Here is a 26,589-nt window from a genome sequence, read left to right as displayed (position 1 = left end):
ATAACTGTATATGTATACAGCATAATGCATGATTTCAGTTATGAAAAGAGGTCGCTAGTGAGATAACCAGCGACGGAAAAGGAAAGTTCTGATTAGAAAGGAGTTAAATATTTTGTGGGGAGGTTTGTCTTGATGACATACATCTATCATAGCCAGTGAGCTATGATTTCATGCTGCTCATTCATTTCAGACCTTCAACAATTTCACCGTGGCGTCCACGTCTATCTCATCTTCTGAAAAGATCAGCGTCTCTCCTTGGAAGGTCGTGATCGCCAGTTTTTTCAACGTACGCATTTCATCCGGTTTAGCAGCTGATTTCGGCTTGATATTATTCATCAATATCCCCACCGACAGCACCGTGTTTTCTTTATCAATACGGCTATCCGCTGGCACTTCTTCGCTATAAACCAGATAGGATTTGATTGAGGTGAGTTTCAGGCGCTCGCCTGCGATATAGATATATTTGCTTTCCGGTATCACTTTTACCGCATAAGCCGACAAGCCTTTGTTATTCGTGGTGGGCTCAAAAGTCACCGCCGCATCTTTTTTAATCAGATCAGGATTGGCGACCTTAATCACATGAAAATAGCGGTTATCACCGTTTTCATCTTTGATAAATCCAAAACCTTTATCTTTAAACCACGTTGTGATCGTTCCATTCATCGCCATTACCGCCTACTTAATTGTTTATCTACTCAGTTTTTGCAGCGCGCAGTGTAAAGCACAATGGCCGCGCAGACTATGTCTTTGGTTTACGAGACTGAAAATCGCAGGGAGGCTCCCGCATTTGAGATGAGATCCTGACGTCTCTGGCCTATGCGGCTCGCTATCCAGAATGAACCTGCGTTTGCCTTGAGTTAGCTAGGCAAAAATGTAATGAAAAGCCCAGAAGGACTTTTCATATATGAGCGCCAGTAAAACGTTAATTACCACATCAAATCATCGGGCACTTTAAAATCAGCATACGGATCGTCTTCATCCTGCTCTTCCTGACTCAGTGCGCTATTTAATACGATACTGCTCGCATCTCGCTGCGCAATTTTATCGGCGACGCTAGCGGGGATGATTGCATACTGGCTCTCCCCGCTGCTATCAATAACCAAACGGGCAATGGCGAGGCGACCGCTAATCAGCTGGGCTTGTGTAACCTTATCCACCTCTATTTTTTTAATGACGTTATTGTCTGTAAAATTAAAGCCAATATCGCCTTTTGAAATGTCGATTTTGTTCATTTCAATGAGCTGCTTCACCTGAGCTTTATATTCTTTAGACAAAGCGGCCTGCTTTTGTTGCTCGCTGAGCTGTTTATCTCGCTCAAGCTGTGCTTTCTTATTCTCTTCCACCGCTTCTCTGGCTTCACGCGCCTGCACCCGTGATTTTTTAGCCGTTTTTTGGACTTTGGCCATTTTTTTACTGGTCACTAATCCCGCTTTTAGCATCTGCTCTTGTAAGGTGAGTTTTGTCATTTTGCTGTCTAAATCCGTCGAATAATTTACGGGATTATACCTGTATTCCTTGAGGCTATGCCAGATTGTAGCGGTGTTTATCGATGCTGGGTGCGGTTGCACAGGGGTAAAGCCTGTAATCACGCGCCGTATTTGGCCGTGTGATTTACAGCGCCATTTTCAGGGCTGATATTAGGAAACTGACAGGTTCATCCGGCGGAACATCCTGACGCAAGATGATGTGTAAAGGCGTGACGCGGTGAGTGCCGTGGCTGAGGGGCAATGGTTTCAGTATGCCTGCCGCCAATTGTTGGTGAATATAGGCCTGCGGCAGCCAGCCATATCCAAGACCGGCCACGACAGCGCCTGCCGCCGCATCCAGAGTGGAGAAATCCCAGTTGTGGCTATCCCCTGAGGCCGTTTTCCCGCCATCTGCTATTTGTATCCGTGGCCAATTGCTGAGTAGTGCTTCGGTCAACGTGCCGGATATCGCCAGCAGCGGATGATCGCGATGTGCCACGGCAATAAAATCCACGTTCATTAGCCACTCTCCCCGGCCGGTAATATTTTGCCGGTCGGTCACGATCATCACATCAGCATCGTCCGCTGCGGACATGGTGGGGAACATGCTCTCTGTGACTTCCGTTAGCCTCACCCGAATATGCGGCCAGCGTTGTTGGAATTGTTGCAGGGCAGAGAACAGGCGCTCTCGAGGATAGATAACGTCCACCACCAAATTAAGCTGCGATCGCATCCCCTCCTGCAGAGTCGCTGCCTGAGCCTCCACATAACTAAATGTTTTCAGGAGTGGGCGTACTTGGCGCAGCAGCGTGGCCCCGGTTGGGGTTAAGACAGTACGGCGCCCCTCTGGAACCAGCAGCGTCACTCCCAGTTGCGTCTGGAGCTGCGCGAGATTATAGCTAATAGAAGACTGGCTGCGGTGTAGCGTATCGGCGGCGCGGGCAAAGCTGCCGGTAGTGAACACACAGTCCAAGATTGCCCATTGTTCCAGCGTTGTTTTATTCATAATGATTCAATTATTAGATTAATATCATCATAAAATAGCGCTATTCATCAAAATATTAAAGCATTAGACTTGTTTTATCGAACAGAGGAGACCTGAAATGAGCAACTTTGATAAATATGATTTAAGCGGTTTTGTCGGTAAACATCTGGTGTACACCTACGATAACGGCTGGAACTACGAAATTTATGTCAAAAATGAACAAACCCTGGACTACCGTATTCACAGCGGTCTGGTGGGGAATCGTTGGGTCAAAGATCAGCGCGCTTATATTGTCCGCGTGGGTAAAGATATTTACAAAATCTCCTGGACGGAGCCAACTGGGACGGATGTGAGCTTAATTGTCAATCTGGGGGATAAACTCTTCCATGGCACTATTTTCTTCCCTCGTTGGGTGATGAATAACCCCGAAAAAACGGTTTGTTTCCAGAATGACCATATTCCACTGATGAATCAGTACCGCGATACCGGTCCGGCTTATCCGACGGAGGTTATTGATGAATTTGCCACCATCACCTTTATTCGTGACTGCGGTGCGAATAATGACGATGTGATTGCCTGCGCGGCGAGTGAATTGCCGGAAAATTTTCCAGATAATCTGCGTTAAATAAGAACCCGTTAAATTTAAAAGAAACCGGTCACGACGACGGTTTCTTTTTTTGCTACTAAACCTAGACGTTGCCGTTCAACCGCAGGCTTGACCACCGTTATCCCTACCAACGGTGCGGGGAATGGCAACTGAGCCATCGCGGAACTACCGCTGGGCATTGAATTCCGTAGGTACGGATTAAAATCATCCGGACTCAGAGACACAAATTGATCTGTGAGCAGTATTGCCTCAATGTCCGCTTCTAGCTCGAAGCGGATCGATCTCTCCTAGCATAATGACTGCTAAGAGAGATCAAGGTCGACAAGTGGTTATGAATAGAACCCCGCCCTATTCAGAAATCAAAACCAGGAGAATATTTCACAGGAGACATTGCGCCTTTTTTTCTCAAATCATCCGGAATTTTTTTACCTAGGTAAAGCTGTAATATATCAGGGGATGCTACTCTTCCACGGAACCCAAAGCGGGATTTTTGAGTAGATTCAAACTCATCGTCGGCATCCCATGAAGGCATCTCAGGGAAATTCTCACGGGTAGATTTGAGCCACTCATCAGCCACATACACCCCCCTCACTATTCCTCTCACTGTAGCCAGTATAACTTCAGCCTTACGGGCACGCTCAACACTGACACGCCAACTAAAACGTACGGCATCATAGAGGTCTACATCCTTTGAACTTCTGTTCACGGATATCATCAGGGCTTTATGTTGGAACACGACGGTTTCAGGCTGGTATGTTGCGATTAACTCTTTGATGTGTGCAGCACCATATTCATTGCTGCCAGCACCGTTCATAATGTTAGTTAAACCGGGGTAGGCGTCTATAAGTGCGGCTTCAACCTCGTAAGCGGTCTTTTCATCAGCCATACCGTGTCGGTGTATTACATGGATGACCTCAAGACCAGCCAATCTTATCTCTCGGAGTTGCTTGAGTTTGTTGCTAAGTAATTCATCATCATCAGCCGCGGCGACCTCACCACGCATATGAGCAAATACACGATTTCCTTTCCCTTTCCCCACGTAGAAGGTACTTCCATCCCTTGGATCAATTAGTCGGTATACATACCAGCCAAGATGCTCCATTACTCCCGGTGGAAACTCATTGATATCCATGTCATAACTCCTGTCACTTGATTCTTGAGGCATAAGCAAAACATAGTAATACTGATTAATAATTAATAGTACCTATCAATCTCCTCTATGATTGATCGAGCGAAGAAAAAACAATATCCACTTTTGGCACAGGGCTGCTGTTACAGCCCTGATAACCCTAGACTTCAATCGATTCAGAGATCTCTAACGCATCATCGACGTCAATGCCCAGATACCCTCTTAGAGCTGAGGGTCTGCAATGAGCGAGGTACAGTCATTCAATCCTGAGAACTACACTATGCACTTACTGATTACGAATATTATGCCAGAATCATGTGATTTGATTATTGCCGCTTTGCTTTCGCGCCAGTCAGTGCTCAACATTCGCTAATGAATACTCAGGACATGCAGAAAAACAGCTATACCATCGTCTTCCTAAGACAGCCAGATATAAGTCCCGAGGCGCAAGAATGTTTCGTGAAAGTTCGGTGAATAGACGCTCAGCAATCCTTGTTCGTTAGCCGCAAGATATTGCCAGTCACCCTCATCCATCATGAGTTCTTTGAAATCAACACCATCATGGCTTAGATAAATCATCTGCCGATTATAGCTGGACGGGAACAGGCTGATTTCTGATAGGTGGAAGCAGTCGGCGATGTGCACCTCGCTGTCATGTCGTTTCCATTCATAGCCTTTATCGGAAGTCAGCAGATAACGGGAATAAAAGCACATTAGCGAACCATTCATCCGGGTTACCACAATATCGTTATAGAATTCCTTCTCACCATTCCAGGTACAAGTTCGCCAGCTTTTGCCGGGTACATGATATTCCATAGTAGGTTCTGAGTCGGGGCGTTTCTTCACCGATAAATAAAGCCTGTCGTATTTGCAAAATGCCAGTAAGCAATTGATACCTGGAAGAGAAAAAAGACGTTCTATTTCAACACCTTCGCTGAAACTCGGTGTTCCATCATAACGATGCCATTTCGCATCAAGACTGTTAGTACAAAAAATAACTGGTTTATCGTATGTCGATGTTTTCGTCGAATCGAAGAAAAAACCCTCCTCTTTATATTGATATTCTTTACGCTCCTTAAACCGCCACAACCAAAGATTATTAAAATAAACAAGATCTTCAGTCATTCTAAAATCCCAGATATTTGGCACATCCGGAAACTGGCTTTGCTGCCAGGTCAAAGCGTCACTGGAATAATAGAATCCGGCATCGGAATCGGAGAAAAGCACCCAAATACCGTCCACAATGATGATTTTATTTATATAACGTATTTTCTCTCCTGGATCGGGGTTAACAGCCTGCCAGTTCATTCGGTCTTCACTACGATAAAAATTTTCATCATTATCAACGAGCAACCAAACCTGACCATCCGTTTTAATATGACGAATGTTCTCCGGATCGCAGGGAGGATTTTCGCTATCCTGCCACTCGATCCGAAAACGTTGTTCTTTGCCACCTTTCATCACCGTAACAGATTGCTTATCGAGTTTTTCCAGTTCTTTCTGCCGTAGCCACTCGATATGTTTCTGTTCTTTGATGCGAATGACTGAGCGGCCAAACTCGCCACCGGCAAACAACTCAAGCTGTTCGACAGCATCAGAACATGCACTTGAAAAGCCCGTCAGCGCATCATCAATTTGCGCCTGATAATTACTGATTTGGTCATACCAGTCTTCATTTTCTGCAGAGTTATCTAGTTCATACTCGGAATAACTGATCTGATTATCGTATTCAAAAGTTGGCAAACCCCAGCGGGAAATTATGCCGTTGGCCTTAATCAAGGCTGAGGAGTTTGACGAGAGAAATTCACGGGCCTTTTTACGTAAACCATTCAGGTCAGAGAGACAGGATTTTCTCCCTAGAGCAAAGGCAGAACCACCGACGGCAGAGCCCATTTTGCTTAGGAAGCTATCATCATCAAACGCACCTAAGAAGAAGCTGTAATCGCTGAATTTCATCGTCACTTTCAGCATGTCAAAATTAAGCATAGTACACGCAAGACTGGCGGTATTAAGCTGCTTGATCTCCTCCGAGAATTGATTTTTAAACCGCAACTCGCGATAGCGGAAAATATTAATCCATCCCTGCGTCAGTGAAGTCAGTTTCGCTGCGCTGGTGAGCAGTTTCGTTTCGTCATTTTCCTGAAGCAGCACCTGCATGTGAGGAAAAACTTCTTTAAACTGCGCAGGCTTCAGCGTACTGAGTACGCGCATAACCTGTGGATTTTCGATTTTCTTGCCGCAAAGCATCAGCAAGAAAAATACGTCAAAAAGCCAGGTGTAGCGCGCATTATCATCGCCTAGCAGTTCCAACATCGCCTGCTGATACTCCTGATATTTATAAGGACTATCGGCCAGACTGGTGATATTGCCCACTACGGCAGAACAACCTGCATATTCCTCCAGAAGAGCCAGAAACTCATGCCCCTGCTTAGTCAGCGCGGCAGAATTTTCAATACTCAGTGCGAGTAAAAGCAGATACAGAGATTTTTTCTCTTCGCTGTCTGTGGTGTCCAGAAAGCTGTGCTGATGAATATCCGGCAAAGCTGAAACCAGCGTCAACGTCTCTGCTGATTCATCCTGCTTATCCTCAAGTGCAGTGGCATTTAATCCATTAATATCCCGATAGATATCAATAGTCACCAGACTACCGCCAATCACTTCGCTAATAAGATCGCGGATGCTATAGATGGTTGATAATCCTGAAAACGATTCACCAAACAGTCTGGATATCAGCTTTTCACGTGCTTCATCGCTGTTACACAACGCGTCATCATCAATCAGGGAGACGATCTTTTCATATTGTTCAGAAAGAAAATAGAGAGCGTTAAAGCCGATGCCAGAGATATTGGTTTGAATAAAGTGTGAGTCAATTTCATGGTCATCCACTAAAAGTTCGATGAGTGAACGGTAGCGATCGATACCGATAATATCTATCTGGTCGATAAGCTCAAGAATGAAATCAAGCAGGCGCACCTCTTCATCGCAGTTAACACCTAATTTCTCGAGCGTCACGATCAGATAATTGATATCTGCCGTCACCAGCTCAGCATCCTGATGTCTGCGCATAAAATCATAGCTCAGGCTTAACACCAGAATGTTATCTGGGTAGGATTTATAGCGACGCTTATTCGCTTCGATATCTAACGACCAGTTATTAAATCGGGTGTTGTTTTCCACACGAACGAGTCGGCGGTTGATTTTATCAATTGCCTGCTCGAGGAAATCTCGCGTTTCAATAATATATTCATTCATGGTTCCCAGATTATTGCGAATGATGGCAATGCTCTGGGAATTGATCAGGTTTTGCTGCTGGAGTTGCATCAGATAATGCCAGGCGAACCTTTGCATCTGCAAAGTATCTGATTGATTAAGCAACTGATTCTCATTATTTTTTCCGCTAATAGCCCCCCAGAACCGTTTGAAAAAACCACTGTTCGCCTGGTCTTGTAACCGATCCTGACTACTGGAAATCAGCTTTGAGGCATCCAGCGCCAGTTGTTGTGTAAGCGCCGAGTTCGCTTTGTGCTGCCTGACCAAATCAGTGACAGCTTTCTGTTTAGCCACCTCCAAAGGTTGATGGAAAATCTGTTGTTGCTGCTCGGCAGTCATATCAGTCATTTCAGTTCCTTACAGATTATTAATTATATTTTTTAAACGGAAACTTTGCGCTTCCATGGTTTTTATCTGGCTGGAAAAATGTTTTTCAGATAAATAGAGGCCCTTATGAAAGTCGACATAATAGATTTGTGATTGATGCAGATAGCTCAACGCATCGTGCATTACTAGTCCATTACTCACTACCTGTTCTGTATTGACGAGGGTAAGTTCGAAATTTTTCTCGATGTGATTATCCAAAGCGATATTCATACCAAGCGTCGTGATCAAGCCACCGATGAGGCTTCCTAACAGCATACCAACAGGCCCGCCAGGCGCTCCCACTGCCGCACCTATAGATGCACCAGCCACACCAGCTCCTGTCTGGAATAGACCTTTACCTGTGCGAGACTCTAGTTCCTGTGCTGTAATTTTCCCAGCAGCAAACAGCACTACATTTTGTACAACATCCACAGCACAAACCGCGGCCCCCGCGATTCCACCATTAGCTAGACTGCGTTTAAAAATAGTACCAGCAAACAAACCAGGCAAAGAGCGCGCGGCGATGCTGACGCTCGCGGTAGCAACCCCGGCTTTCAACGCGCTATCCCCGGCAGCAATGACGGTGTTTTGCAGGATCTGGACGGTAGCTTGCTCAACCGTGATTTCACCATTTTTAACCTGTCGCACATATTGGAATGTATTGATGCTACCCGCAATGACAGTGGTGATCACAGCCGCGGAACCCGCAGCGCGCACACTTTGTCGGATGGTCGCTTTGTTAAGATATCCGGTCTGCATTTTATCATGCAGATCTTTACCCGATTGTGTCCCTGCCCCGACGGATTCCGCCTCACGTTTGCTAAGCGGCGTCGATTTAACCCCTTCAGCCTCAATGGAGGCAGCAGTTTTATCACGCACTTTTTCTGCCGCATCCGATACAACCGGACGCTTTTGTTGGTTTTTAAGTACGGTACGTTGGGCTGAATCCTTGATCCCACCAATTTGATCGGCCGGGCCGATAAATACATCGCTGTGCTGATATTGATGGACACCATCTTTGGTGGAACGGAAGGCTTTTTGTGTCTCGTCGGCATTGCGGAAATATTTAAGCTGTGCCCCCAATAACTGCTCATCGCCCTTCATCACTACAATGTCATGAACCTGATGATTTTTCCCCAGCGGGGTATCCTTAAACTGATCCGTAAAAGCACGTACATTTTTATCTTTTAGAATGGCATCAAGGTTGAAGGATTCTGCATGCCAGGTTTCCGCAGCAAAACCGCCTTTTATAGCGTTGTTTTGCGCCGTGGAGGAGATGGTTGACATAATATTGTTGGCTTGGTTTATTTCACCAACCATTCGTCCAATTTTTTCAGCAGCCTGCATTGGCCAGATTGGACAGAGGCTAATCGACTGCGTTACAGCTTTTTTGCGATCTTGCATCATGGTGCATCCTTAGGCGTTATTCTGGAAAACATTATCGGTTACAAGGTCATTTTCTTGAGTGAGTTGGGCAATATACTGAGAAAGCTGCTTCACAAACGCATTAGCTTCAGTCACGGGTGATAGAATTCGTACGTTAGGCAGCCAGAATCGTAGCGTAGAAAAGAGTTGTTCCCGATGTGCAATTCGCGTTGTGACAATTAACTTGCCGTCCAGTGATTTACTGATGATATTTTGCTGTGGCAATATATTTCGCCGCTCAAAGTAGCAGGCAATAGCGGGCAAGACTTCAACCGTGACTTCCATTTTATTCATACTAAACCAGGCGTCGTCCTCGCTATCAAGATAGTCATGGATATCGCAGTCTGGTGTGAACGTTGTTTTTTTGATATCCAGCCACTCAATCGCACTCACCCGAAAGGCTTTAATCATTAATTCAGCATCCGTTGCCGCCAGATACCATACTCCTTTTAAATTCATTAAACGGTATGGATGGAGAGTTCTGGATTTTCCTTTATAGTGAATCACGCAAACCAAATTTTCTTTTATTGCTTTGTCCAGGCTAGAAAAAGTGTTCTTTTGAAGCTCAGAGCTCAATGCTTCTGGAGGAAGTGGCAATATTTTAATGCGCTTATATTCAATTGCCGTGAGTATATTTCGTAACGACCCCTCCCCTAACAACGGCAGTAATTCTCTCAGGCCCGTTTTTTCACTCAGACTATCTAACGTAGGAAGTTTATCTTCGGCTTCATTTTGCATGCTGATACGATAGCTCCCATCTTTAGAGCACGTGACAAACTCACCCAGTCGATTTAGATCACGATAAATGGTTCTCTCCGTAACTTTAAAGCGATCAGCCAGCTCACGACGCGAAACTACACCTTCCTTAAACAGCTGCAATAAAATCAGCGCGATACGATTTGCCAAACGCTCATGCCGTGAAGAATTATCCATAATCAAATCTCGGTCAAAATTTGGACTTCATACTATTACAATAAACTGACAGGAAGTGTCAGTCACCTCATAGCTAACGATGATAAATCACAATTATTTGTCAATCACGGAGTAGAAAAGTTTAAACTGAACCGATCAGTCAGGTTGTTGAATGAGGAACGGCAGATCTGGCACAAGGCTGCTGTTTGTAGTGATGTGATGGACGCCCTTCTCTCAGAGCAAGTCCTGCCATACTTATGCTGAGTGTTCTTTTTTCGGAGGAACTACATCATGAATTCGATAAAAATCATTGGTATCGACGCCACATATTCTATGGATAGACTAGGTTAAAAGTATTATTAGGTAGTGGGTGTTTTATGTGCAACCAGCTCCACTAGCAACGCGTGAGGGCTAAGCCATTGGTCAACCATGCCCCATTTTATAGTATATGCATCAAGGTGAGAGATGTCCGCTTCTAGCACAAAGCGGTCTGCGGTAACGGTCAGTGACTGCTCTGAGCAAAGAACGGACGCTACATCATATGTTGAAGTTAAGGGTTTCAGATGAGTGCTGTTGTATGAGTATTTATTTCAGCAAGCAACCAACGCTCAAAATCCTCTAATGCCGTTTCATTTATTCCAGTCTCGGGCGGTTTAACTAAACAGAATTTTTTGCTCAGGCTTTCTGATGCAGGCCAAGGCGAAACAAGCACGCCGTTACTCAATTCATTTTCGATATACATATGCGGCACTAATGCTACGCCTTGTCCTGACATTACGGCAGCTATTGCCATTTCATGAAGATCATACCGAACACCCTGCGCCGGATTATCGAGGGTTATCTCACTTTCTCGGGCATAGTGGTGCCATGCATCCGGATTCTGTCGACGGTGAATCCGCGGTAGTTTGTTTAACTGTTCATTGACGTCCATATCCGTTAATAGTGCTGGATGGCACACCGGCACCAGCTTTTCCTGAAACAGGAATTGCACACGCATGCCTGCCCATGCAGGATGATCAAAATGAACTACGGCGTCAAAGCCACTTTCAGACAAAATGAAAGGATCAGTTCTGGCCGCAATATTTAATGTTATATATGGGAACAAAGATTTAAAGCCGCTCAAGCGTGGAATAAGCCATCGACTGGAAAACGTCGGCAGGACGGCAATATCCAGACTCTTACCGCCCTCAGGCATTCCGATTATGCACTGAGTATCCCTCTCTAGTCGTTCGAGAGTTTCACGGACGTGATGAGCATAGCGTACGCCTATGGGATTAAGTTTTACGCGGCTTCCCGTACGATCAAACAATTTACAGTTCAACAATGTTTCAAGACGCGCAATCTGACGGCTAATTGCTCCTTCTGTTAGCGAGAGCTCCTCTGCAGCCCGGGCAAAATTACCGTGCCTTGCAGCGGCATCAAAAGCCTGCAGGGAAGTACTGCTGGGTATTTTTCTGCGCATAAAAATGGTTCCTTGCGTTGTGCATATAATGTGCGCTCATTGAGTTAATATCACTAATCCATGACATATTATCGATTTACTGCCTAAAAAGCTGTTTGTAGGATGATGAAAAGTCATTAAGCAGGTTTATTTATTTCCTGCCATTACTCGTGCGGAGATCTATGCGTGAACGAGATTTTGCTACTCAACATGCTTCGGGGCTAATGACCCTTAGTCGCTGCTTTGGATCTCCTGCCCCCCCCAAATATACGCACGAAACTAACGCTGAGGCATTGATGAACCGTCTAACCTTCCCATTCTGCCAGATTGGTGATTTTCAAGTCACCGCACTGAGCGACGGCAATATGTCGGCCAGTCTCGATTTGCTGTCAGGCATTGAAAAAGCTGATGGCGAAGTTATTCAACACAATGCCGGAATCGCTGAGCCCGGCAATATCCATATAAACTGCTACCTCATCCGTGGTCGCGGGAGAACCATCTTGGTTGATACTGGCGCTGGTAATTTGAACAATATCGGAGGACGGCTCAAAACAAACCTTGCCGCTGTCGGAGTCAGCCCTGACGACGTGGACACAGTCTTATTAACACACTGTCATCCAGATCATATTGGCGGCCTGCTGGATGATGAAAAACGACCAGTCTATAAACACGCTGAAGTCATCCTACATCCTCTCGAAGCGGAGCACTGGTGGGATGATAAAAAGCTAAAAATGGCAAATGAGCGCGGGCAGCGTAATTTTAACCTGGTTCGCCAAATGCTAAACGCTTATGCGCCGAACGTGAGTTTTTTTAACGAGGATAAAATAGCAGAAGACATTCTCCCAATATGGTTACCGGGCCACACACCTGGGCATACCGGGTTTCGCATTGATTCGGGCGATAAATGCTTATTAATATGGGGGGACATTATCCATTACCCTCATATTCAGTCGGCACAACCGGACGTTTCCATTTTATTTGATGTCGATCCTGCTCTGGCCGAAGAAACACGAAAAAAAATTCTGGAACAAGCGGTGAGGGAAAAAATGTTAATCGCAGGCATGCACTTAGGTCGAGCTGGGTTTGCTAACATTCTCAGTGTTGGCAGTGGATACCGCATTTCCTACCCTGAGAAGTAAGGAGTATGTCTGATTTACTCCTGATGACTTAGCTCAACCCAAAGTCATTTGATTGACTGTGCTATCCTCCAGTTGACATAGCAAGGAGGGAAACAATGCATATAGATACCAAACTCAGACTAGCGTCTCTTTTCTACCTCGTGGCTGCATATGCCATCGCCCTGCCATTGATGGCTCTTTTTACAGATCTGGTGATAACTGGCAGCATTATTGATATATGGAAAGGTTCATACTCATTTGCAGACCTGCTGAGTTTCCGTAAAATTCTTTTCCTAAAATTCGCCGGATTAGGTGCTGTTCTCGGCTTTTTCTGCTGGTTATTTTTCTACAGAAAATACAGACATCACGACCCGCTGGACAAATATTTTAAGTAGTCACTGGCACAGTGTGTTGGCCTAATGCCGCATTAACTCTATGGCTTTTTGCTCAGCAGTAGAAGCATTTTGTGAAACGGTTGCTTTAATGAAAAAAATGGTCTTTCTTCAAAATCTGTTGTAAATGGGGTAAGGTTTCCATTGAATAACCATTATGAGCGTTCTATCGTCCTGTTAAGGTACCAAGCAACCGGTATATTGTTAAGCTCCATCACAGTTTCTGGTATGGCTACAATGTGTATTATGGAGTGACTCAGTGATTACACCACAGCGTGCTATCGACATCGCGAAAGATTACAGTACCCGAAAAAAAAAGCTCGGCTGGAGTGAAAGTAATATTTTTATTGAAAGCCAAATGATAAGGGGTGATCCTTGCTATGTCATTTATACCAGTGACATAGACTTAACCAAACTGGACTGGTTAGATACCGTCACAACCAATTCTTTTCACGTATATGTCAGTATGGTTACGGGGAAATGTATCGGCTACGAAATTGGGAACAGAGGTATATGCTTTGAACGTTAAGATAGATTAAAAATGAAATTATTATATTTTTACTGTTCGCATTTTTCCTATTTAGAATATCACTCCCCTTCTCTCTGTATAGAATGAGAAGAGGAATAAATTAATTGCTTAAATACTAGTAACCCGCTGCTTTATTAGCAGCCTTTATACGTTTATTTCTTGCATCCTGTTCTTGTTTATCTGTAGCTTGCATTATCCCGCTGGCAGCATCTACCCAATCATTTGCAGTACAACCTGATAATCCCATGCCCAGCATAAGTGCAAACACATACCTCATTTTAGCTCCATCATCTTATTCTTGTATCAATAACGTCCGCGCAATACTCAATATATTCGACGCTTAGTAATAACTTTAACTAAGAATGACTTCATGGGCAAGGTGAGGTTTTCCACGCAGGCTATATAATAAAGCACAAGTGATAATTTAGCGCTCAATTAATCTTCTTTATTTGGTACCCGATCCAAATTGAGTAAAAAAACGGGAGCACTAGGCTCCCGTTGGCATATTGAGAAGTTACCCAATTACATGTGCTTAATAATCGCGTCACCAAACTCTGAACATTTCAGCAGTTTAGCGCCTTCTAACTGACGTTCGAAGTCATAGGTCACGGTCTTGGCTGCGATCGCGCCTTCCATGCCTTTAACAATCAGGTCAGCCGCTTCGAACCATTCCATGTGGCGTAACATCATCTCTGCAGACAGGATGATTGAGCCTGGATTCACTTTATCCTGGCCCGCATACTTAGGCGCCGTACCGTGGGTCGCTTCGAACAACGCACATTCGTCACCGATGTTTGCCCCTGGTGCGATACCGATACCACCCACCTGTGCCGCTAACGCATCAGAGATATAGTCGCCGTTCAGGTTCATACACGCGATAACGTCGTACTCCGCTGGGCGTAGCAGGATCTGTTGCAGGAACGCATCAGCAATGACGTCTTTAACAATGATGTCTTTGCCTGTTTTCGGGTTCTTGATTTTTACCCATGGGCCGCCATCGATCAGCTCACCGCCGAATTCTTCACGCGCCAACTGGTATCCCCAGTCTTTAAATGCGCCTTCGGTGAACTTCATGATGTTGCCTTTGTGAACCAGCGTCAGAGAATCACGGTCGTTGGTAATCGCATACTCGATTGCCGCTCGAACCAGACGCTTAGTGCCCTCTTCAGAGCAAGGTTTAATGCCGATGCCGCAGTGTTCTGGGAAGCGAATTTTTTTCACGCCCATTTCATCACGCAGGAACTTGATCACTTTATCGGCTTCGGCGCTGTCAGCCTTCCATTCGATGCCAGCATAGATGTCTTCCGAGTTTTCACGGAAGATGACCATGTCGGTCAGCTCTGGCTGCTTAACTGGGCTTGGAGTGCCCTGATAGTAGCGCACTGGGCGCAGACAGATGTACAGATCGAGCTGCTGGCGCAATGCCACGTTAAGAGAGCGAATACCGCCGCCAACAGGAGTCGTTAGAGGGCCTTTGATCGCTACACGGTAATCACGAATCAGATCCAGCGTTTCTTCTGGTAACCATACGTCTTTGCCGTAAACCTGAGTCGATTTCTCGCCGGTGTAGATTTCCATCCAAGAGATTTTGCGTTCGCCTTTGTAGGCTTTGTTAACGGCTGCGTCGACCACTTTGATCATCGCCGGAGTAACGTCAACACCGATACCGTCACCTTCAATGAACGGAATCACCGGGTTATGCGGAACAACCAGTTTCCCCTGAGCATCAACCGTAATTTTCTTACCTTCAGCCGGAACAACAACTTTGCTTTCCATTAACCTCTCCTTCAGCGCAAGTACTTAGTAAAGTTCGCTACCCATAAACCTGAGTCTATTGTTTTTTGTACGGTAACTGCTTGATTTAGCTAAGGCGTAAATTTTAAAAAATGCCGCCTTTTGTTAATGCAATGTAAGATACCTGTCAATATTACTTGAAATATTGTCCGTAGCCAATCGGAATACGATTTCAGTTATAATGTTTCTACCATTCGTCATGATGAATACTATGTCAAAATTCCCTGTTAGAAATCACAAAGTTAACCGATTCAGCACTCGTCCTGCTGCGGCGGTTAAGCGCCCTCGAGGGCCGCGAAAGGTGGTTATATTCAATAAGCCTTTTGATGTTTTACCACAGTTCACCGATGAGGCTGGACGCTCCACATTGAAGGACTTTATCCCTTTAACTGATGTATATGCCGCAGGTCGACTCGATCGCGACAGCGAAGGCCTATTGGTGTTAACCAACGATGGTAAGTTGCAAGCCCAACTCACCCAGCCAGGTCAGAAAACAGGGAAAGTCTATTATGTTCAGGTCGAAGGCGTACCAGACGACGCTGCTTTGGCACAGTTCCGTCAAGGACTTGAACTGAAAGACGGCATGACGCTGCCCGCCGGTATAGAAATCGTTGCTGAGCCGGAATGGCTATGGCCACGTAATCCCCCCATCCGTGAACGGAAATCAATTCCTACTGCATGGCTAAAAGTTATACTGTTCGAAGGAAGGAACCGACAAGTGCGCCGAATGACCGCACACATCGGTTTCCCTACATTACGCCTAATCCGGTATTCGATGGGTGACTACACGCTGGACAATCTGGCTAACGGAGAATGGCGGGAGATGCCAGCGTAGTAGTGTACTATGCGTGACAAAATAATTGTCGCGCCATGCGGCGGCGGCTGATTAACGTTCTCCATTATACCGCGGGTTATTTTGGCCTTCGGGTTTATCAAGGAAGATGAAAATATGTATCAACGCACTCTCGTTGCAATAGTGTTATGTGGCATATCGTCACTCTGTTTTGCCCAAACGGATTGTGACGCTATCGCCGGAATGGCCGCCGGAGAAGCGAGCTACCGCTATGACTCTGCTCAGGTGAAAACAAACGATACTCGGCTACACTTTTACTCTGCCCCCGCTTCTGGCTGCCAACTTCCTGCATTTTTAGTGCACGGCAATACGGTAGAAATACTCAGGGACTCAGTACGGTATACCGAATCGGGAGGCATCGATGACGCATCAAAGCGACCGTTTTACTATGTCCGCTATCGTGATACCAAAGGCGTATTTGCCACTGGCTGGATCACCGCCGCAGGCTTAGCACCGCTAGCAAATCCATTGCCTGTGCCCCCTGCATGCCAGAAGTGGGCGAATGGCGCGATGCCGACGCGGAAAAGTACGGCTCCCGCGTCGGACAATCATTACCAAATACAGGGAAGCGAGCGGGCGTGGTTCTACTCAAGGCCAAATGAACAGTGCCGCAGCAATGCCGTTTTCTTAGTTGAGGGCGACACGATTGCCACACAGGAGCAATCCGACGATGATTTTGTCGAATCCGTTTATTACACCGCCGATCATCGCATCGTACGAGGTTGGCTGAAAAAATCGCGCCTGCAGCCACTCAACAGCGGCGATAGTTATCGCGACGATATCAACCCTTTATCGACGGATAAAGCCTCTCGGATAATCACGCTGGCATTGCGTAACGACTATCAATGTACTTTCTATGGAAGCTGGAACGACGAAAAAAACATTCAGATCATTGTGCACGAAGATCATCAGTCTGCACAATGCCGCGGCGCAGGCGATCCAGAAACATCGCCTGCCATGGCTTATATTGATATTAATAAGCAGAGCGGAAAAATCACCTGGCCAGACTTACTTGATGACACTGAGGATTAAAGGAGCAATATGCTAAAACCACACGTTACCGTCGCCTGCGTGGTGCAATCGCAAGATCGTTTTTTGATTGTGGAAGAAACCGTCCACGGCAAGCCAACGTGGAATCAGCCAGCCGGTCATCTGGAAGCTGATGAAACACTGCTAGAGGCAGCCGTACGTGAATTGTGGGAGGAAACGGGAGTTCGTGCTCAACCTCAGCACCTACTGCAAATGTATCAGTGGGTGGCTCCCGATAACACGCCGTTTTTGCGTTTTACCTTTGCCATCGATTTACCAGAGCAGCCCGAGACTCAGCCGCAAGACGACGATATCGATCGTTGCCTATGGCTCACCGCTGATGAAATTATTCATAGCGATCGGCTACGCTCGCCGCTGGTGCGCGAAAGCATTTTGCGTTATCAGCGTCCAGAGCGCTATCCGCTGGAAATTCTAGCGACTTTTGGCTGGCAATCTAAACCGCCCGTCACGGCGATCTAGTCTCTCCCTGCTAAACTCGGTGTGTTGTTGTCCACAACCGCCAATAATGCCACCGAGTTCTCCTTCCCGTCGTCAGCGTTGGCAAAACTATTTTAAAAATAGTTTCGTTTTCTTGCATCCAATCCAATATCTCATCCGTATATGAGTATGTGAGGCACAGAGCCTGACTTTTATCCTACTCATAAGGAACACATCATGAAAATGTTTACCCGTACTCTACTCTGCACTTCCCTGCTGGTATGTGGCGCATCGGCATTGGCACAAAGCATGACTGAAGCCTCCATGATGTCGGGAGGAACCACGATGGTTGGCGGCGCAGCCATGTACCCGCAAAAAAATATCATTGAAAATGCGCTGAATTCCAAAGATCACACAACGTTAGTCGCCGCAGTCAAAGCCGCTGGTTTAGTTGATACGCTGCAAGGAAAAGGTCCATTCACCGTATTTGCGCCAACCAACGCCGCCTTTGCCGCGCTGCCTGCGGGTACCGTCGATACGCTGCTGAAACCTGAGAATAAAGCCAAACTGGTTGCGATACTTACTTATCACGTCGTCCCCGGCGCACTGGATATGAAAGCACTTGAGAAAAAGATCCACGCAGGCCACGGCCAAACGATGTTAAAAACGGTGAACGGTCAGGAAATTTGGTTAATGCAAAACGGCCCTCACAATATCCATATCAAAGATGCCAATGGTGGAGTTGCGAATATCAGCACTTACGATGTTCAGCAGAAGAACGGGGTGATTGACGTGATTGATAAGGTGCTTCTGCCTAAATAAAACCGTCACGCAGAAACTTGAGTCTATACTTTGCAGCAGGCTCTTATGCGCAAGGTTTGACCATGAATAGTGACGATATTGAGAATCTTACACGACTCATTCAGGAGGCTGCTCGAGGGAATCGAGCGGCCTTTGAAGACCTCTATCGTCAGACGTCGCCACGGCTTTATTCTGTTGCCCTGCACATCCTAAAAAACTCGGCTTGGGCGCAGGATATTCTGCAAGAAAGCTTTATCACCATTTGGCACAAAGCCGCTAGCTATCAGCCTGGGCTAAGTAGCCCGCAGACATGGCTCACACATATCGTGCGCAACCGTGCCATTGACGGCCTGAGAACCGTCAGTGCCCGCTATGAAATTACCAGTGACGACGAGTTAGATACACTGGTAAGCAGCACATTTGTTAACGACGATCCGCTGCAACATATCCATGACGGCGTACAGAATCTGCGATTGAAACAGTGCCTATCGGGATTACCTTCCGACCAGCAGCAGACGGTGGTTTTAGCCTACTATCAGGGCATGTCGCATGCTGAAGTCTCCGAATTTCTCCGCCAACCGTTAGGCACGATTAAAAGCTGGATACGGCGAGGGCTAGAACAGCTAAAAGGATGCTTAGGACTATGATTCCACGTAGCGAACATCTGGAACACCTCTCTGGGGAATATGTGATTGGCACCCTGCGCGGTTCAGCACGCACACGCTTTGAACAATGGCTAGCGCAAGATCCTGAGCTGCAAATACGCGTACTGCGTTGGCAAAATGGTCTAGCGCCATTGGATGAACTGTACCGCCCGATCCAGCCACCTGAACATGTTTGGCAAAATATCAGTAAACGATTAGATATTGAAAGTGACAACGTCACTAGAATTAAATCGCACTGGCTGAAACGCCACGGTTGGATTGGCGTTACTGCGTTAGCCGCTGCGTGCCTCTTGCTGGTGTTGCTGCCGAGAACCCTAGTGAAACCATCTACCCCACCCGCCGAAGTCGCGGTGCTTGCCGCTCAAGACAACGGTATGCGTTGGTTGGTGAGTTTCAATCCAAATAGCCACGCATTGACCTTGCTGCCGCCACGCGGCCTGAATATTCCAAGCAATCGCAGTTTAGAACTTTGGGCAATTCCCCAAGGCGGCAAACCTATTTCACTGGGTATTATCAGCAACTCAGCGCTGAGTGCGGTGTCCGCTTTAGGCAAACCGATCGTTAACGGCAGCTTGCTGGCGATTAGCCTAGAGCCACGCGGCGGTTCACCTACCGGCCAACCGACCGGCAAAGTACTGTTTAGCGGCAGTATTCAGCTGTAATAATGCTGACAGGCAAGGATGCCCAATCTCACAAGGCCACGCCGTTAGACCAGTCGTCTAGAAAATATGGCGCGGCGCTTTTTCCATGCCCTGCTTTCGTGCTAAAATCCGCCCCTTAAATTTGTGTTCCACTCAGACTGTGAGAGTCTCATGTCAGATAACAGCCAGAAAAAAGTGATCGTCGGGATGTCCGGCGGCGTTGATTCCTCCGTATCCGCCTATCTATTACAACAACAGGGATATCAGGTTGCTGGCCTGTTCATGAAGAACTGGGAAGAAGACGACAACGAAGAATACTGCTCTGCGGCAACCGATTTAGCGGATGCTCAAGCGGTATGTGACAAGCTGGGTATCGAGCTGCATACCGTCAACTTTGCAGCCGAATACTGGGATAATGTCTTTGAACTGTTTTTGGCTGAGTACAAAGCGGGTCGCACGCCAAATCCAGACATCCTGTGCAACAAAGAGATCAAATTCAAAGCATTTCTTGAGTTTGCCGCCGAGGATTTAGGTGCAGACTATATCGCTACTGGCCACTATGTTCGCCGTCGCGATATCGATGGCACGACACAATTACTGCGTGGCGTTGATACCAACAAAGACCAAAGTTATTTCCTTTATACCCTGAGCCATGAGCAGGTGGCGCAAAGCCTGTTCCCTGTGGGTGAATTGGAAAAGCCAGAAGTCCGCAAAATTGCTGAACAACTGGACCTAGCTACGGCGAAGAAAAAAGACTCCACCGGAATTTGCTTCATCGGTGAACGCAAGTTCCGTGATTTCCTTGGCCGCTATTTACCTGCGCAGCCGGGCAAAATCATGACCGTCGACGGTGACGAGATCGGCCAACATCAGGGGCTGATGTATCACACGCTGGGTCAACGCAAAGGATTAGGTATCGGTGGTACCAAAGATGGCGGCGAAGATCCATGGTACGTAGTGGAAAAAGATCTGGAAAATAATGTTCTGCTGGTCGCACAAGGCCACGATCATCCAAGTCTCTATTCTAAAGGTTTGATTGCTCAGCAATTGCACTGGGTCGATCGTAAAACCGTGACCGAGCCATTCCGCTGTGTGGTGAAAACGCGTTATCGCCAGCCAGACATTGCCTGTACCGTCACCCCTATTGATGACGAACGCATTGAAGTTCGCTTCGACGAACCGGTTGCGGCCGTCACGCCGGGACAATCTGCCGTATTCTATATTGACGAAGTGTGCCTTGGCGGCGGCGTGATCGAACAGCGCATCATCGACTAAAATTCAGCCTACCCCCACGAACAGGAGAGCAAAATACGCTCTCCTGTTTGCTTATTGACAGAATTCAGACATTTATCCACGTATCCTTTCTAAAATTGCGGTTGAAACTCACGTGCTAGACTGAGAATATTCTGACTAATACTAATCAGAGATAAACGATGAATCCGCTACAGTCGCTTGATGTTCTCTATATAAACGCCTGTGTCACTTATGCTTCGCTGTCTGTGACCTATTTTGTGCTAAGCAAACAGAATGCATTAAGCGCGACGTCGTCATTAAGCCGCAGGATTTTATTCGGTCTGGTGGCGGGATTGATTTCACTCTATCTGACACGCAGCAAGATGTATTTTACGTCCGAAGTGTATTACAGCTTTGAGATCGTACCTATGCTGCTGGTCACCTTCTTTGGTGGCGGCATTGCGGGCATCACTGCATGGTTTGTGAACTTCGCCACGACCGGCGGTTTCGTCTTAGATAATCTTCTGCTGGCGGTCATGCTGATTCCGCTGCTGCTCGCCCGCGTGTGGAAACGCAATACTTTCCGCACCTATCTCAAGACAATTATCCTTATAACCCTTTATCGCATCGTGGTTGTCTTGCCGTTTTTACATACGCAAGGCAACGTCATCGATATTCTGGTTTATCAAGCCGTCTCGTTCCTTTGTCTGCTGGTATGCTACCAAACCCTATCAATCAAGCGTCGCAGCGTGGATGCGTTTTTTAAAGTACGCGCCGAATCTTTACGTGACGCCATGACAAAAGTGCACAATCGACAGTCCTTGGAGTTACAGTTACAGGCACTGTCCAAATCCCGTACCCCTTGCTGCTTAGTGATGATCGACATCGATAATTTCAAATTGGTGAACGATACCTATGGCCACTTGGCTGGCGATCAGGTGTTGGTTGAGGTGGCTGAACTGATGAACCTCATCACTCGTTCAAGCGACTTTATTGCCCGCTTTGGTGGTGAAGAGTTTGCGATTATTATCCACCACGACGATTTGAATCGTGCTTTCCAGATTTGTGAACGTATTCGATTATCCATCAGCAACCGAAAATTTTTCTTATCGCATGGCCCCAAAATACATGTCACGGCATCCTTTGGGATCAGTCTCTATGATGGCAAAACGTCAACAGTAGAAGAAACACTCAATCGAGCCGATAACGCGCTGTATCAGGCAAAGCATAGCGGTAAAAATAAGGTTGTTTTGGGGTAAAAACTTGCCAACACATCTCTACGTTGAGCAGAACCAAGCCAAATGACCACACTGGTGTGGATTGCCTCTGTGTTTAAGCCCTGCTTTGTGGCATGATCTGCCCTTAAATTTATACACGGGTTTTCAGACTCGTGTTAATTTTGTCCTTGCCCGCGCATACAGGAGTCTCCGTGGCGAAGAATTACTACGACATCACCTTGGCATTAGCTGGTATCTGTCAATCAGCTCGTCTGGTTCAACAGCTGGCACATGAAGGTCAATGCGATAACACCGCAATGAGAACGTCGCTAAACAGTATTCTTCAAACTAACCCGCCTTCCACGCTCGCCGTATTTGGCGATCACGAGCGCGACCTCAAGCTGGGTCTTGAAACGCTGCTGAACGTGTTGAATGCGAATCGTCAGGGACCTGGCGCAGAACTGACCCGCTATTGCCTAAGTCTGATGGTGTTGGAACGCAAGCTGTTTGCCAACAATAGCGCTATGCAAACACTATCTGAACGCATCAGCGTTTTAGACCGTCAGCTCGCCCACTTTGATCTCGAGTCAGAAACCATTGTCAGCGCGCTGGCTTCGATCTATGTGGATGTCGTTAGCCCTTTAGGACCACGCATTCAGGTCACAGGGTCACCAACCATCCTGCAAAATCCGCTGATTCAAGCCAAAGTTCGCGCTGCGCTGCTGGCGGGGATCCGTTCAGGTATTCTGTGGCAACAGGTCGGCGGTGGCCGTTTACAGCTGATGTTTTCACGTAATCGCCTGTTCCAGATGGCACAAAATTTACTTACGCATTGCTAGTTCCGGTGGTATTCCGCCGGACGTTTTATCGATTTGATTATCCACCTCAATCCCTCAGGAGTTGCTACCGATGGAATTATCCTCTCTGACCGCAGTGTCACCGATTGACGGCCGCTATGGCGATAAAGTCACCGCGCTACGTCCGATTTTCAGTGAATATGGTCTGCTGAAGTTCCGTGTGCAGGTAGAAGTACGCTGGCTGCAAAAATTGGCAGCCTGTGCAGAAATTCGCGAAGTTCCGTCTTTTGACGCCGACGCAAACGCTTACCTTGATAAAATCGTTGCCGAATTCAGCGAGCAAGATGCTCAGCGCATTAAAACCATCGAACGCACCACCAACCATGACGTCAAAGCCGTCGAATACTTTTTGAAAGAGAAAGTTGCCGAAGTGCCTGCGCTGCATGCGGTATCTGAATTCATCCACTTTGCTTGCACTTCTGAAGACATTAACAACCTGTCTCATGCGCTGATGCTGAACACCGCCCGCGAAGAAGTCATCAAGCCGCAGTGGCGCAAAATTATCGACGCCATCGCCGGTCTAGCGCAGGAGTATCGCGATATTCCTCTACTGTCTCGCACCCATGGTCAGCCAGCAACGCCGTCCACCGTCGGTAAAGAGTTTGCCAACGTGGCATACCGTATGGAGCGCCAGTTCCGCCAGTTAGAAAAAGTAGACATTCTCGGCAAAATTAACGGTGCCGTCGGCAACTATAATGCGCACCTCGTTGCCTATCCTGAAGTCAACTGGCATCAGTTCAGTGAAGAGTTTGTCACTTCACTGGGCATTCAATGGAATCCGTACACCACTCAGATTGAACCGCATGATTACATTGCTGAACTGTTCGACTGCGTAGCACGATTCAACACCATTCTGCTCGACTTCGATCGTGACATTTGGGGCTATATCGCGCTCAGCCACTTCAAGCAGAAAACTATCGCTGGCGAAATTGGTTCGTCGACCATGCCACACAAGGTTAACCCAATCGACTTCGAAAACTCCGAAGGTAATCTGGGTCTGTCAAATGCGGTATTAGGTCACCTTGCCTCTAAGCTGCCGGTTTCTCGTTGGCAGCGTGACCTTACAGACTCCACCGTTTTGCGTAATCTGGGCGTTGGCTTGGGCTATGCACTGATTGCCTATCAGTCGACGTTAAAAGGGATCAGCAAACTGGAAGTGAACCGCGATCATCTATTGGATGAACTAGATCATAACTGGGAAGTTTTAGCTGAGCCGATTCAAACCGTGATGCGCCGTTATGGTATTGAAAAACCTTATGAGAAGCTGAAAGAGCTAACCCGTGGTAAACGCGTTGATGCTGCAGGAATGCAGGCCTTTATCGATGGTTTAGCACTGCCTGATGAAGAAAAAACTCGTCTGAAAGCGATGACGCCAGCCAACTATATCGGCGAGGCTATCACTTTGGTGGATAAGCTGAAGTAGTCCCGTATCTACCTCTTACATTAACTCAAACTGCTCACTTCGGTGGGCAGTTTTTATTCAATCACACACCGTTTGTCGATCAATAACTCCCTCCTCCACGAAATCACGCTTTTTTCCTTCTGCTATCTGAAATCACGGTCTACACTGAGAATCTCATCCGTCTTAATCCATACCAATAATCCGGACGTTCAAAGCTATGAGCGCTGAAAATAGCCAGCAATTATTGAATAAATTACAGCAAGATATTGCCCAAACTGGCTCAATGCCAATTTATCTGAGATTTAATGAGTCTCTACGTGAAGCCATCGATCAAGGGATCGTGAAACCGGGAGACTTTCTACCCAGCGAACGTGCTTTTACTGACGCATTGAAAATTTCACGAATTACCGTCCGTAAAGCGCTGGCATGTTTAGAACAGGACGACATCATCGGGCGAGGCCGAGGCTTTGGCACCATGGTGAAGAATGTGCCAACCCCACCGCTGGCATACTCACTCGCCACCATTAAAGGATTTTCAGGCGAAGTTAATTTGCAAGGACGTATCCCCGGTTCCGTATGGCTAAAACGCGAGCGCGTTGTCGCTTCGGTTAGCGTAGCTGAGAAACTCAGTATTCCACAAAATAGCTCGGTGTTTCGCCTTGAGCGCATTCGCACCGTTGACCATAGCCCGGTTTCTGTCGCGATCTCCTACGTCGTTGAAGATGCCATTGATGACGTGGAAGAAATTGGTAACTCGCTGTATGACTATCTGCGCAGTCGCCGAATTCAATTTGGCAAACTCTATAGCCAAATAAGCGCCTGTTTAGCTGATAATGAACTGCGTGAGAAATTATTGATTAAAGAGCCTTCCGCGATGCTGGTGATTCGTCAAACCCTGCTCGATCACGAACTACGACCGCTGGAGTACAGCATTAACTATTGCCGTGGTGATATGTACGAATACTCCACAGAAGACTAATCGTTACGTTGTCACAAAAAAATAGCGTCATCTAAAGATAACATGGGTGGCGCTTTATTTTTCTCATCCTGCAAAGCCGCTCGCAAAACGTACTTCGCATTAGCTCATTTTGTCGCACAACCCCGCGTATAGCCTCGCAAACATTTATCACCCGCCTCATTACACCAAGACGTTCAGCCTTATCCGTCATACCCTGCTTTACCGTTAGGTCAGCGCAAACTATTTTCCTCTATTTTAAACGTTGTGCTTGCCAAACGCATAGGTTTGTATAAAATTTTATACACAAGGATGAGCACGATGCATACACCAAAAAGGACTTTCATTGCTGTCACGCTGTCAGGGCTGAATATTTCTCCCGTCGTTAAACCTATTGACTGGCGGGGTACCTCTCACAAAACGTTAATTTCGTTTTCTGATAGCGTAAAGAAAAGCGCAGGGTTTGAGCTACATCGCGTGCAACACGGGCTGGAACCTAGGCATTGGAAGCCAAGAAACGATTTAGGCGCCGGCGTGACTGAGATTCGTATCAACGAAGACAACAACCAGCACCGCATCATGTATGTTGCTACGTTCTACGAATGCATTTATGTGCTGCACTGTTTTGTTAAAAAAACACAAAAAACATCGCAGAAAGACAATGAAATTGTGGCATTACGCTACCAAGAAATCATCAAAGAAAGGAGTCTCAAACATGGCTGATCACATCGATGTTAAATCTCGTCACCTCACGCCAGCCGATGGGAATATTTTTGCCGAGTTAGGTTTTTCTGACGTTGAAGCCGCGCAATTACAGGCCGAATCTCTGGCACAAATTAGTGCGGAACTCGAGATGAAAGTCATGCTGATGGTTGAAATCACCCAGTGGATTACCACGAACAATCTCAAGCAGAGTGCCGCCGCAGAGATCTTGAAGATCTCACGTCCTAGAGTGTCGGATGTTGTTAATCAAAAGACCGATAAATTCACTATCGACTCGCTTGTCGGCATGTTAACAATGACCGGCAAGCGAGCACGATTGATTATTGAGTAGTGCTTGCTTG

The 26,589-nt window shown here is 46.7% G+C and carries 28 protein-coding genes; 17 read left to right on the top strand and 11 right to left on the bottom strand.

What is annotated here, in order from left to right; all coding sequences use genetic code 11:
- Positions 1-186 precede the first annotated feature (186 nt).
- The 3 genes from HMPREF3091_RS12140 to HMPREF3091_RS12130 all read right to left on the bottom strand — a co-directional run bounded on the left by HMPREF3091_RS12140 (position 187) and on the right by HMPREF3091_RS12130 (position 2,472).
- Positions 187-669, bottom strand: coding sequence for a cold-shock protein (locus HMPREF3091_RS12140; protein WP_004090082.1), 483 nt, complete (start codon positions 667-669; stop codon positions 187-189).
- 257 nt (positions 670-926) lie between these two features.
- Entirely contained in the window at positions 927-1,466 is a 540-nt protein-coding gene (locus tag HMPREF3091_RS12135; RefSeq protein WP_004090084.1) for a DUF2058 domain-containing protein, read from the bottom strand.
- Between the two features lie 145 nt (positions 1,467-1,611).
- Entirely contained in the window at positions 1,612-2,472 is an 861-nt protein-coding gene (locus HMPREF3091_RS12130; protein ID WP_004090087.1) for a LysR family transcriptional regulator, read from the bottom strand.
- Between the two features lie 97 nt (positions 2,473-2,569).
- Between HMPREF3091_RS12130 and HMPREF3091_RS12125 the strand changes: the two genes are divergently transcribed.
- The gene (locus HMPREF3091_RS12125) at positions 2,570-3,076 is read left to right on the top strand and encodes a phenolic acid decarboxylase (RefSeq protein ID WP_070716110.1); all 507 of its coding nucleotides are present in this window, start codon (positions 2,570-2,572) and stop codon (positions 3,074-3,076) included.
- A gap of 17 nt (positions 3,077-3,093) precedes the next feature.
- Here the strand turns inward: HMPREF3091_RS12125 and HMPREF3091_RS22660 are convergent, their stop codons facing one another.
- Positions 3,094-3,237: a hypothetical protein gene (locus HMPREF3091_RS22660; protein ID WP_168168187.1), complete on the bottom strand. Its 144-nt coding sequence runs from the start codon at positions 3,235-3,237 to the stop codon at positions 3,094-3,096.
- Positions 3,238-3,410: 173 nt separating this feature from the next.
- Positions 3,411-4,190: an LEM-3-like GIY-YIG domain-containing protein gene (locus HMPREF3091_RS12120; protein ID WP_070716108.1), complete on the bottom strand. Its 780-nt coding sequence runs from the start codon at positions 4,188-4,190 to the stop codon at positions 3,411-3,413.
- Between the two features lie 238 nt (positions 4,191-4,428).
- Between HMPREF3091_RS12120 and HMPREF3091_RS23000 the strand changes: the two genes are divergently transcribed.
- Positions 4,429-4,560 (top strand): hypothetical protein, encoded by a 132-nt coding sequence (locus HMPREF3091_RS23000; RefSeq protein WP_256385883.1) that lies wholly within the window; start codon positions 4,429-4,431, stop codon positions 4,558-4,560.
- Positions 4,561-4,604: 44 nt separating this feature from the next.
- Here HMPREF3091_RS23000 and HMPREF3091_RS12115 read toward each other — a convergent pair whose 3' ends face one another.
- From HMPREF3091_RS12115 to HMPREF3091_RS12100, 4 genes are all read right to left on the bottom strand, one after another.
- Entirely contained in the window at positions 4,605-7,805 is a 3,201-nt protein-coding gene (locus tag HMPREF3091_RS12115) for a hypothetical protein (protein ID WP_070716106.1), read from the bottom strand.
- Between the two features lie 9 nt (positions 7,806-7,814).
- A complete protein-coding gene (locus tag HMPREF3091_RS12110; protein ID WP_070716105.1) occupies positions 7,815-9,230 on the bottom strand; it encodes a hypothetical protein in 1,416 nt (471 codons plus the stop codon).
- 9 nt (positions 9,231-9,239) lie between these two features.
- Positions 9,240-10,181 (bottom strand): helix-turn-helix transcriptional regulator, encoded by a 942-nt coding sequence (locus tag HMPREF3091_RS12105; protein ID WP_070716103.1) that lies wholly within the window; start codon positions 10,179-10,181, stop codon positions 9,240-9,242.
- Between the two features lie 538 nt (positions 10,182-10,719).
- Entirely contained in the window at positions 10,720-11,622 is a 903-nt protein-coding gene (locus HMPREF3091_RS12100; protein WP_070716101.1) for a LysR substrate-binding domain-containing protein, read from the bottom strand.
- A gap of 275 nt (positions 11,623-11,897) precedes the next feature.
- On the opposite strand from HMPREF3091_RS12100, the gene HMPREF3091_RS12095 reads away from it, so the two are divergent.
- Together HMPREF3091_RS12095 and HMPREF3091_RS12090 are read left to right on the top strand one after the other, a co-directional pair.
- On the top strand, positions 11,898-12,740 hold the full coding sequence (locus tag HMPREF3091_RS12095) for an MBL fold metallo-hydrolase (RefSeq protein WP_070716210.1): 843 nt from the start codon (positions 11,898-11,900) through the stop codon (positions 12,738-12,740).
- A gap of 95 nt (positions 12,741-12,835) precedes the next feature.
- Positions 12,836-13,114, top strand: a complete 279-nt coding sequence (locus HMPREF3091_RS12090; RefSeq protein ID WP_070716099.1) for a hypothetical protein — start codon at positions 12,836-12,838, stop codon at positions 13,112-13,114.
- Positions 13,115-13,755: 641 nt separating this feature from the next.
- On the opposite strand, the gene HMPREF3091_RS22655 is transcribed toward HMPREF3091_RS12090, so the two are convergent.
- Both HMPREF3091_RS22655 and icd read right to left on the bottom strand, forming a co-directional pair.
- On the bottom strand, positions 13,756-13,917 hold the full coding sequence (locus HMPREF3091_RS22655) for a hypothetical protein (RefSeq protein ID WP_004090092.1): 162 nt from the start codon (positions 13,915-13,917) through the stop codon (positions 13,756-13,758).
- 245 nt (positions 13,918-14,162) lie between these two features.
- Positions 14,163-15,416 carry an NADP-dependent isocitrate dehydrogenase gene (gene icd, locus HMPREF3091_RS12080; RefSeq protein WP_004090093.1) on the bottom strand — a complete coding sequence of 418 codons (1,254 nt, stop codon included), beginning with the start codon at positions 15,414-15,416 and terminating at the stop codon, positions 14,163-14,165.
- Positions 15,417-15,645: 229 nt separating this feature from the next.
- Here icd and rluE point away from each other — a divergent pair, with 229 nt between their 5' ends.
- The 13 genes from rluE (at position 15,646) to HMPREF3091_RS12015 (ending at position 26,579) form a co-directional block, all read left to right on the top strand.
- The gene (gene rluE, locus HMPREF3091_RS12075) at positions 15,646-16,269 is read left to right on the top strand and encodes a 23S rRNA pseudouridine(2457) synthase RluE (RefSeq protein ID WP_035502463.1); all 624 of its coding nucleotides are present in this window, start codon (positions 15,646-15,648) and stop codon (positions 16,267-16,269) included.
- A 114-nt stretch (positions 16,270-16,383) separates the two neighbouring features.
- Positions 16,384-17,319, top strand: a complete 936-nt coding sequence (locus tag HMPREF3091_RS12070; RefSeq protein ID WP_070716096.1) for a hypothetical protein — start codon at positions 16,384-16,386, stop codon at positions 17,317-17,319.
- Positions 17,320-17,328: 9 nt separating this feature from the next.
- Positions 17,329-17,796 carry an NUDIX hydrolase gene (locus tag HMPREF3091_RS12065; RefSeq protein WP_004090099.1) on the top strand — a complete coding sequence of 156 codons (468 nt, stop codon included), beginning with the start codon at positions 17,329-17,331 and terminating at the stop codon, positions 17,794-17,796.
- Between the two features lie 195 nt (positions 17,797-17,991).
- Complete coding sequence (locus HMPREF3091_RS12060) at positions 17,992-18,576, top strand: fasciclin domain-containing protein (protein WP_070716095.1); 585 nt, start codon at positions 17,992-17,994, stop codon at positions 18,574-18,576.
- Between the two features lie 62 nt (positions 18,577-18,638).
- Positions 18,639-19,202, top strand: coding sequence for an RNA polymerase sigma factor (locus HMPREF3091_RS12055; protein ID WP_070716093.1), 564 nt, complete (start codon positions 18,639-18,641; stop codon positions 19,200-19,202).
- Entirely contained in the window at positions 19,199-19,882 is a 684-nt protein-coding gene (locus HMPREF3091_RS12050) for an anti-sigma factor (protein WP_070716092.1), read from the top strand. Before HMPREF3091_RS12055 ends, HMPREF3091_RS12050 begins: the two co-directional genes overlap by 4 nt.
- A gap of 150 nt (positions 19,883-20,032) precedes the next feature.
- Positions 20,033-21,136, top strand: a complete 1,104-nt coding sequence (gene mnmA, locus HMPREF3091_RS12045) for a tRNA 2-thiouridine(34) synthase MnmA (RefSeq protein WP_004090107.1) — start codon at positions 20,033-20,035, stop codon at positions 21,134-21,136.
- A 158-nt stretch (positions 21,137-21,294) separates the two neighbouring features.
- Positions 21,295-22,353: a GGDEF domain-containing protein gene (locus HMPREF3091_RS12040; RefSeq protein WP_004090109.1), complete on the top strand. Its 1,059-nt coding sequence runs from the start codon at positions 21,295-21,297 to the stop codon at positions 22,351-22,353.
- A 170-nt stretch (positions 22,354-22,523) separates the two neighbouring features.
- On the top strand, positions 22,524-23,150 hold the full coding sequence (gene hflD / locus HMPREF3091_RS12035; RefSeq protein WP_070716090.1) for a high frequency lysogenization protein HflD: 627 nt from the start codon (positions 22,524-22,526) through the stop codon (positions 23,148-23,150).
- Between the two features lie 70 nt (positions 23,151-23,220).
- Positions 23,221-24,591 (top strand): adenylosuccinate lyase, encoded by a 1,371-nt coding sequence (gene purB / locus HMPREF3091_RS12030; RefSeq protein WP_004090115.1) that lies wholly within the window; start codon positions 23,221-23,223, stop codon positions 24,589-24,591.
- 196 nt (positions 24,592-24,787) lie between these two features.
- Positions 24,788-25,549: a GntR family transcriptional regulator gene (locus HMPREF3091_RS12025; protein ID WP_070716088.1), complete on the top strand. Its 762-nt coding sequence runs from the start codon at positions 24,788-24,790 to the stop codon at positions 25,547-25,549.
- 297 nt (positions 25,550-25,846) lie between these two features.
- On the top strand, positions 25,847-26,248 hold the full coding sequence (locus tag HMPREF3091_RS12020) for a type II toxin-antitoxin system RelE/ParE family toxin (protein ID WP_050854761.1): 402 nt from the start codon (positions 25,847-25,849) through the stop codon (positions 26,246-26,248).
- Positions 26,241-26,579, top strand: a complete 339-nt coding sequence (locus HMPREF3091_RS12015) for a helix-turn-helix domain-containing protein (RefSeq protein WP_070716086.1) — start codon at positions 26,241-26,243, stop codon at positions 26,577-26,579. The genes HMPREF3091_RS12020 and HMPREF3091_RS12015 overlap by 8 nt, the downstream gene beginning before the upstream one ends.
- Positions 26,580-26,589 lie beyond the last annotated feature (10 nt).

Origin of the sequence: Hafnia sp. HMSC23F03, assembly GCF_001816025.1 — a bacterium.
Taxonomy (GTDB): Bacteria; Pseudomonadota; Gammaproteobacteria; order Enterobacterales; family Enterobacteriaceae; genus Hafnia; species Hafnia paralvei.
Note: the sequence above shows the minus strand (reverse complement) of the source record. Positions and strands in the feature narration are given on the sequence as shown.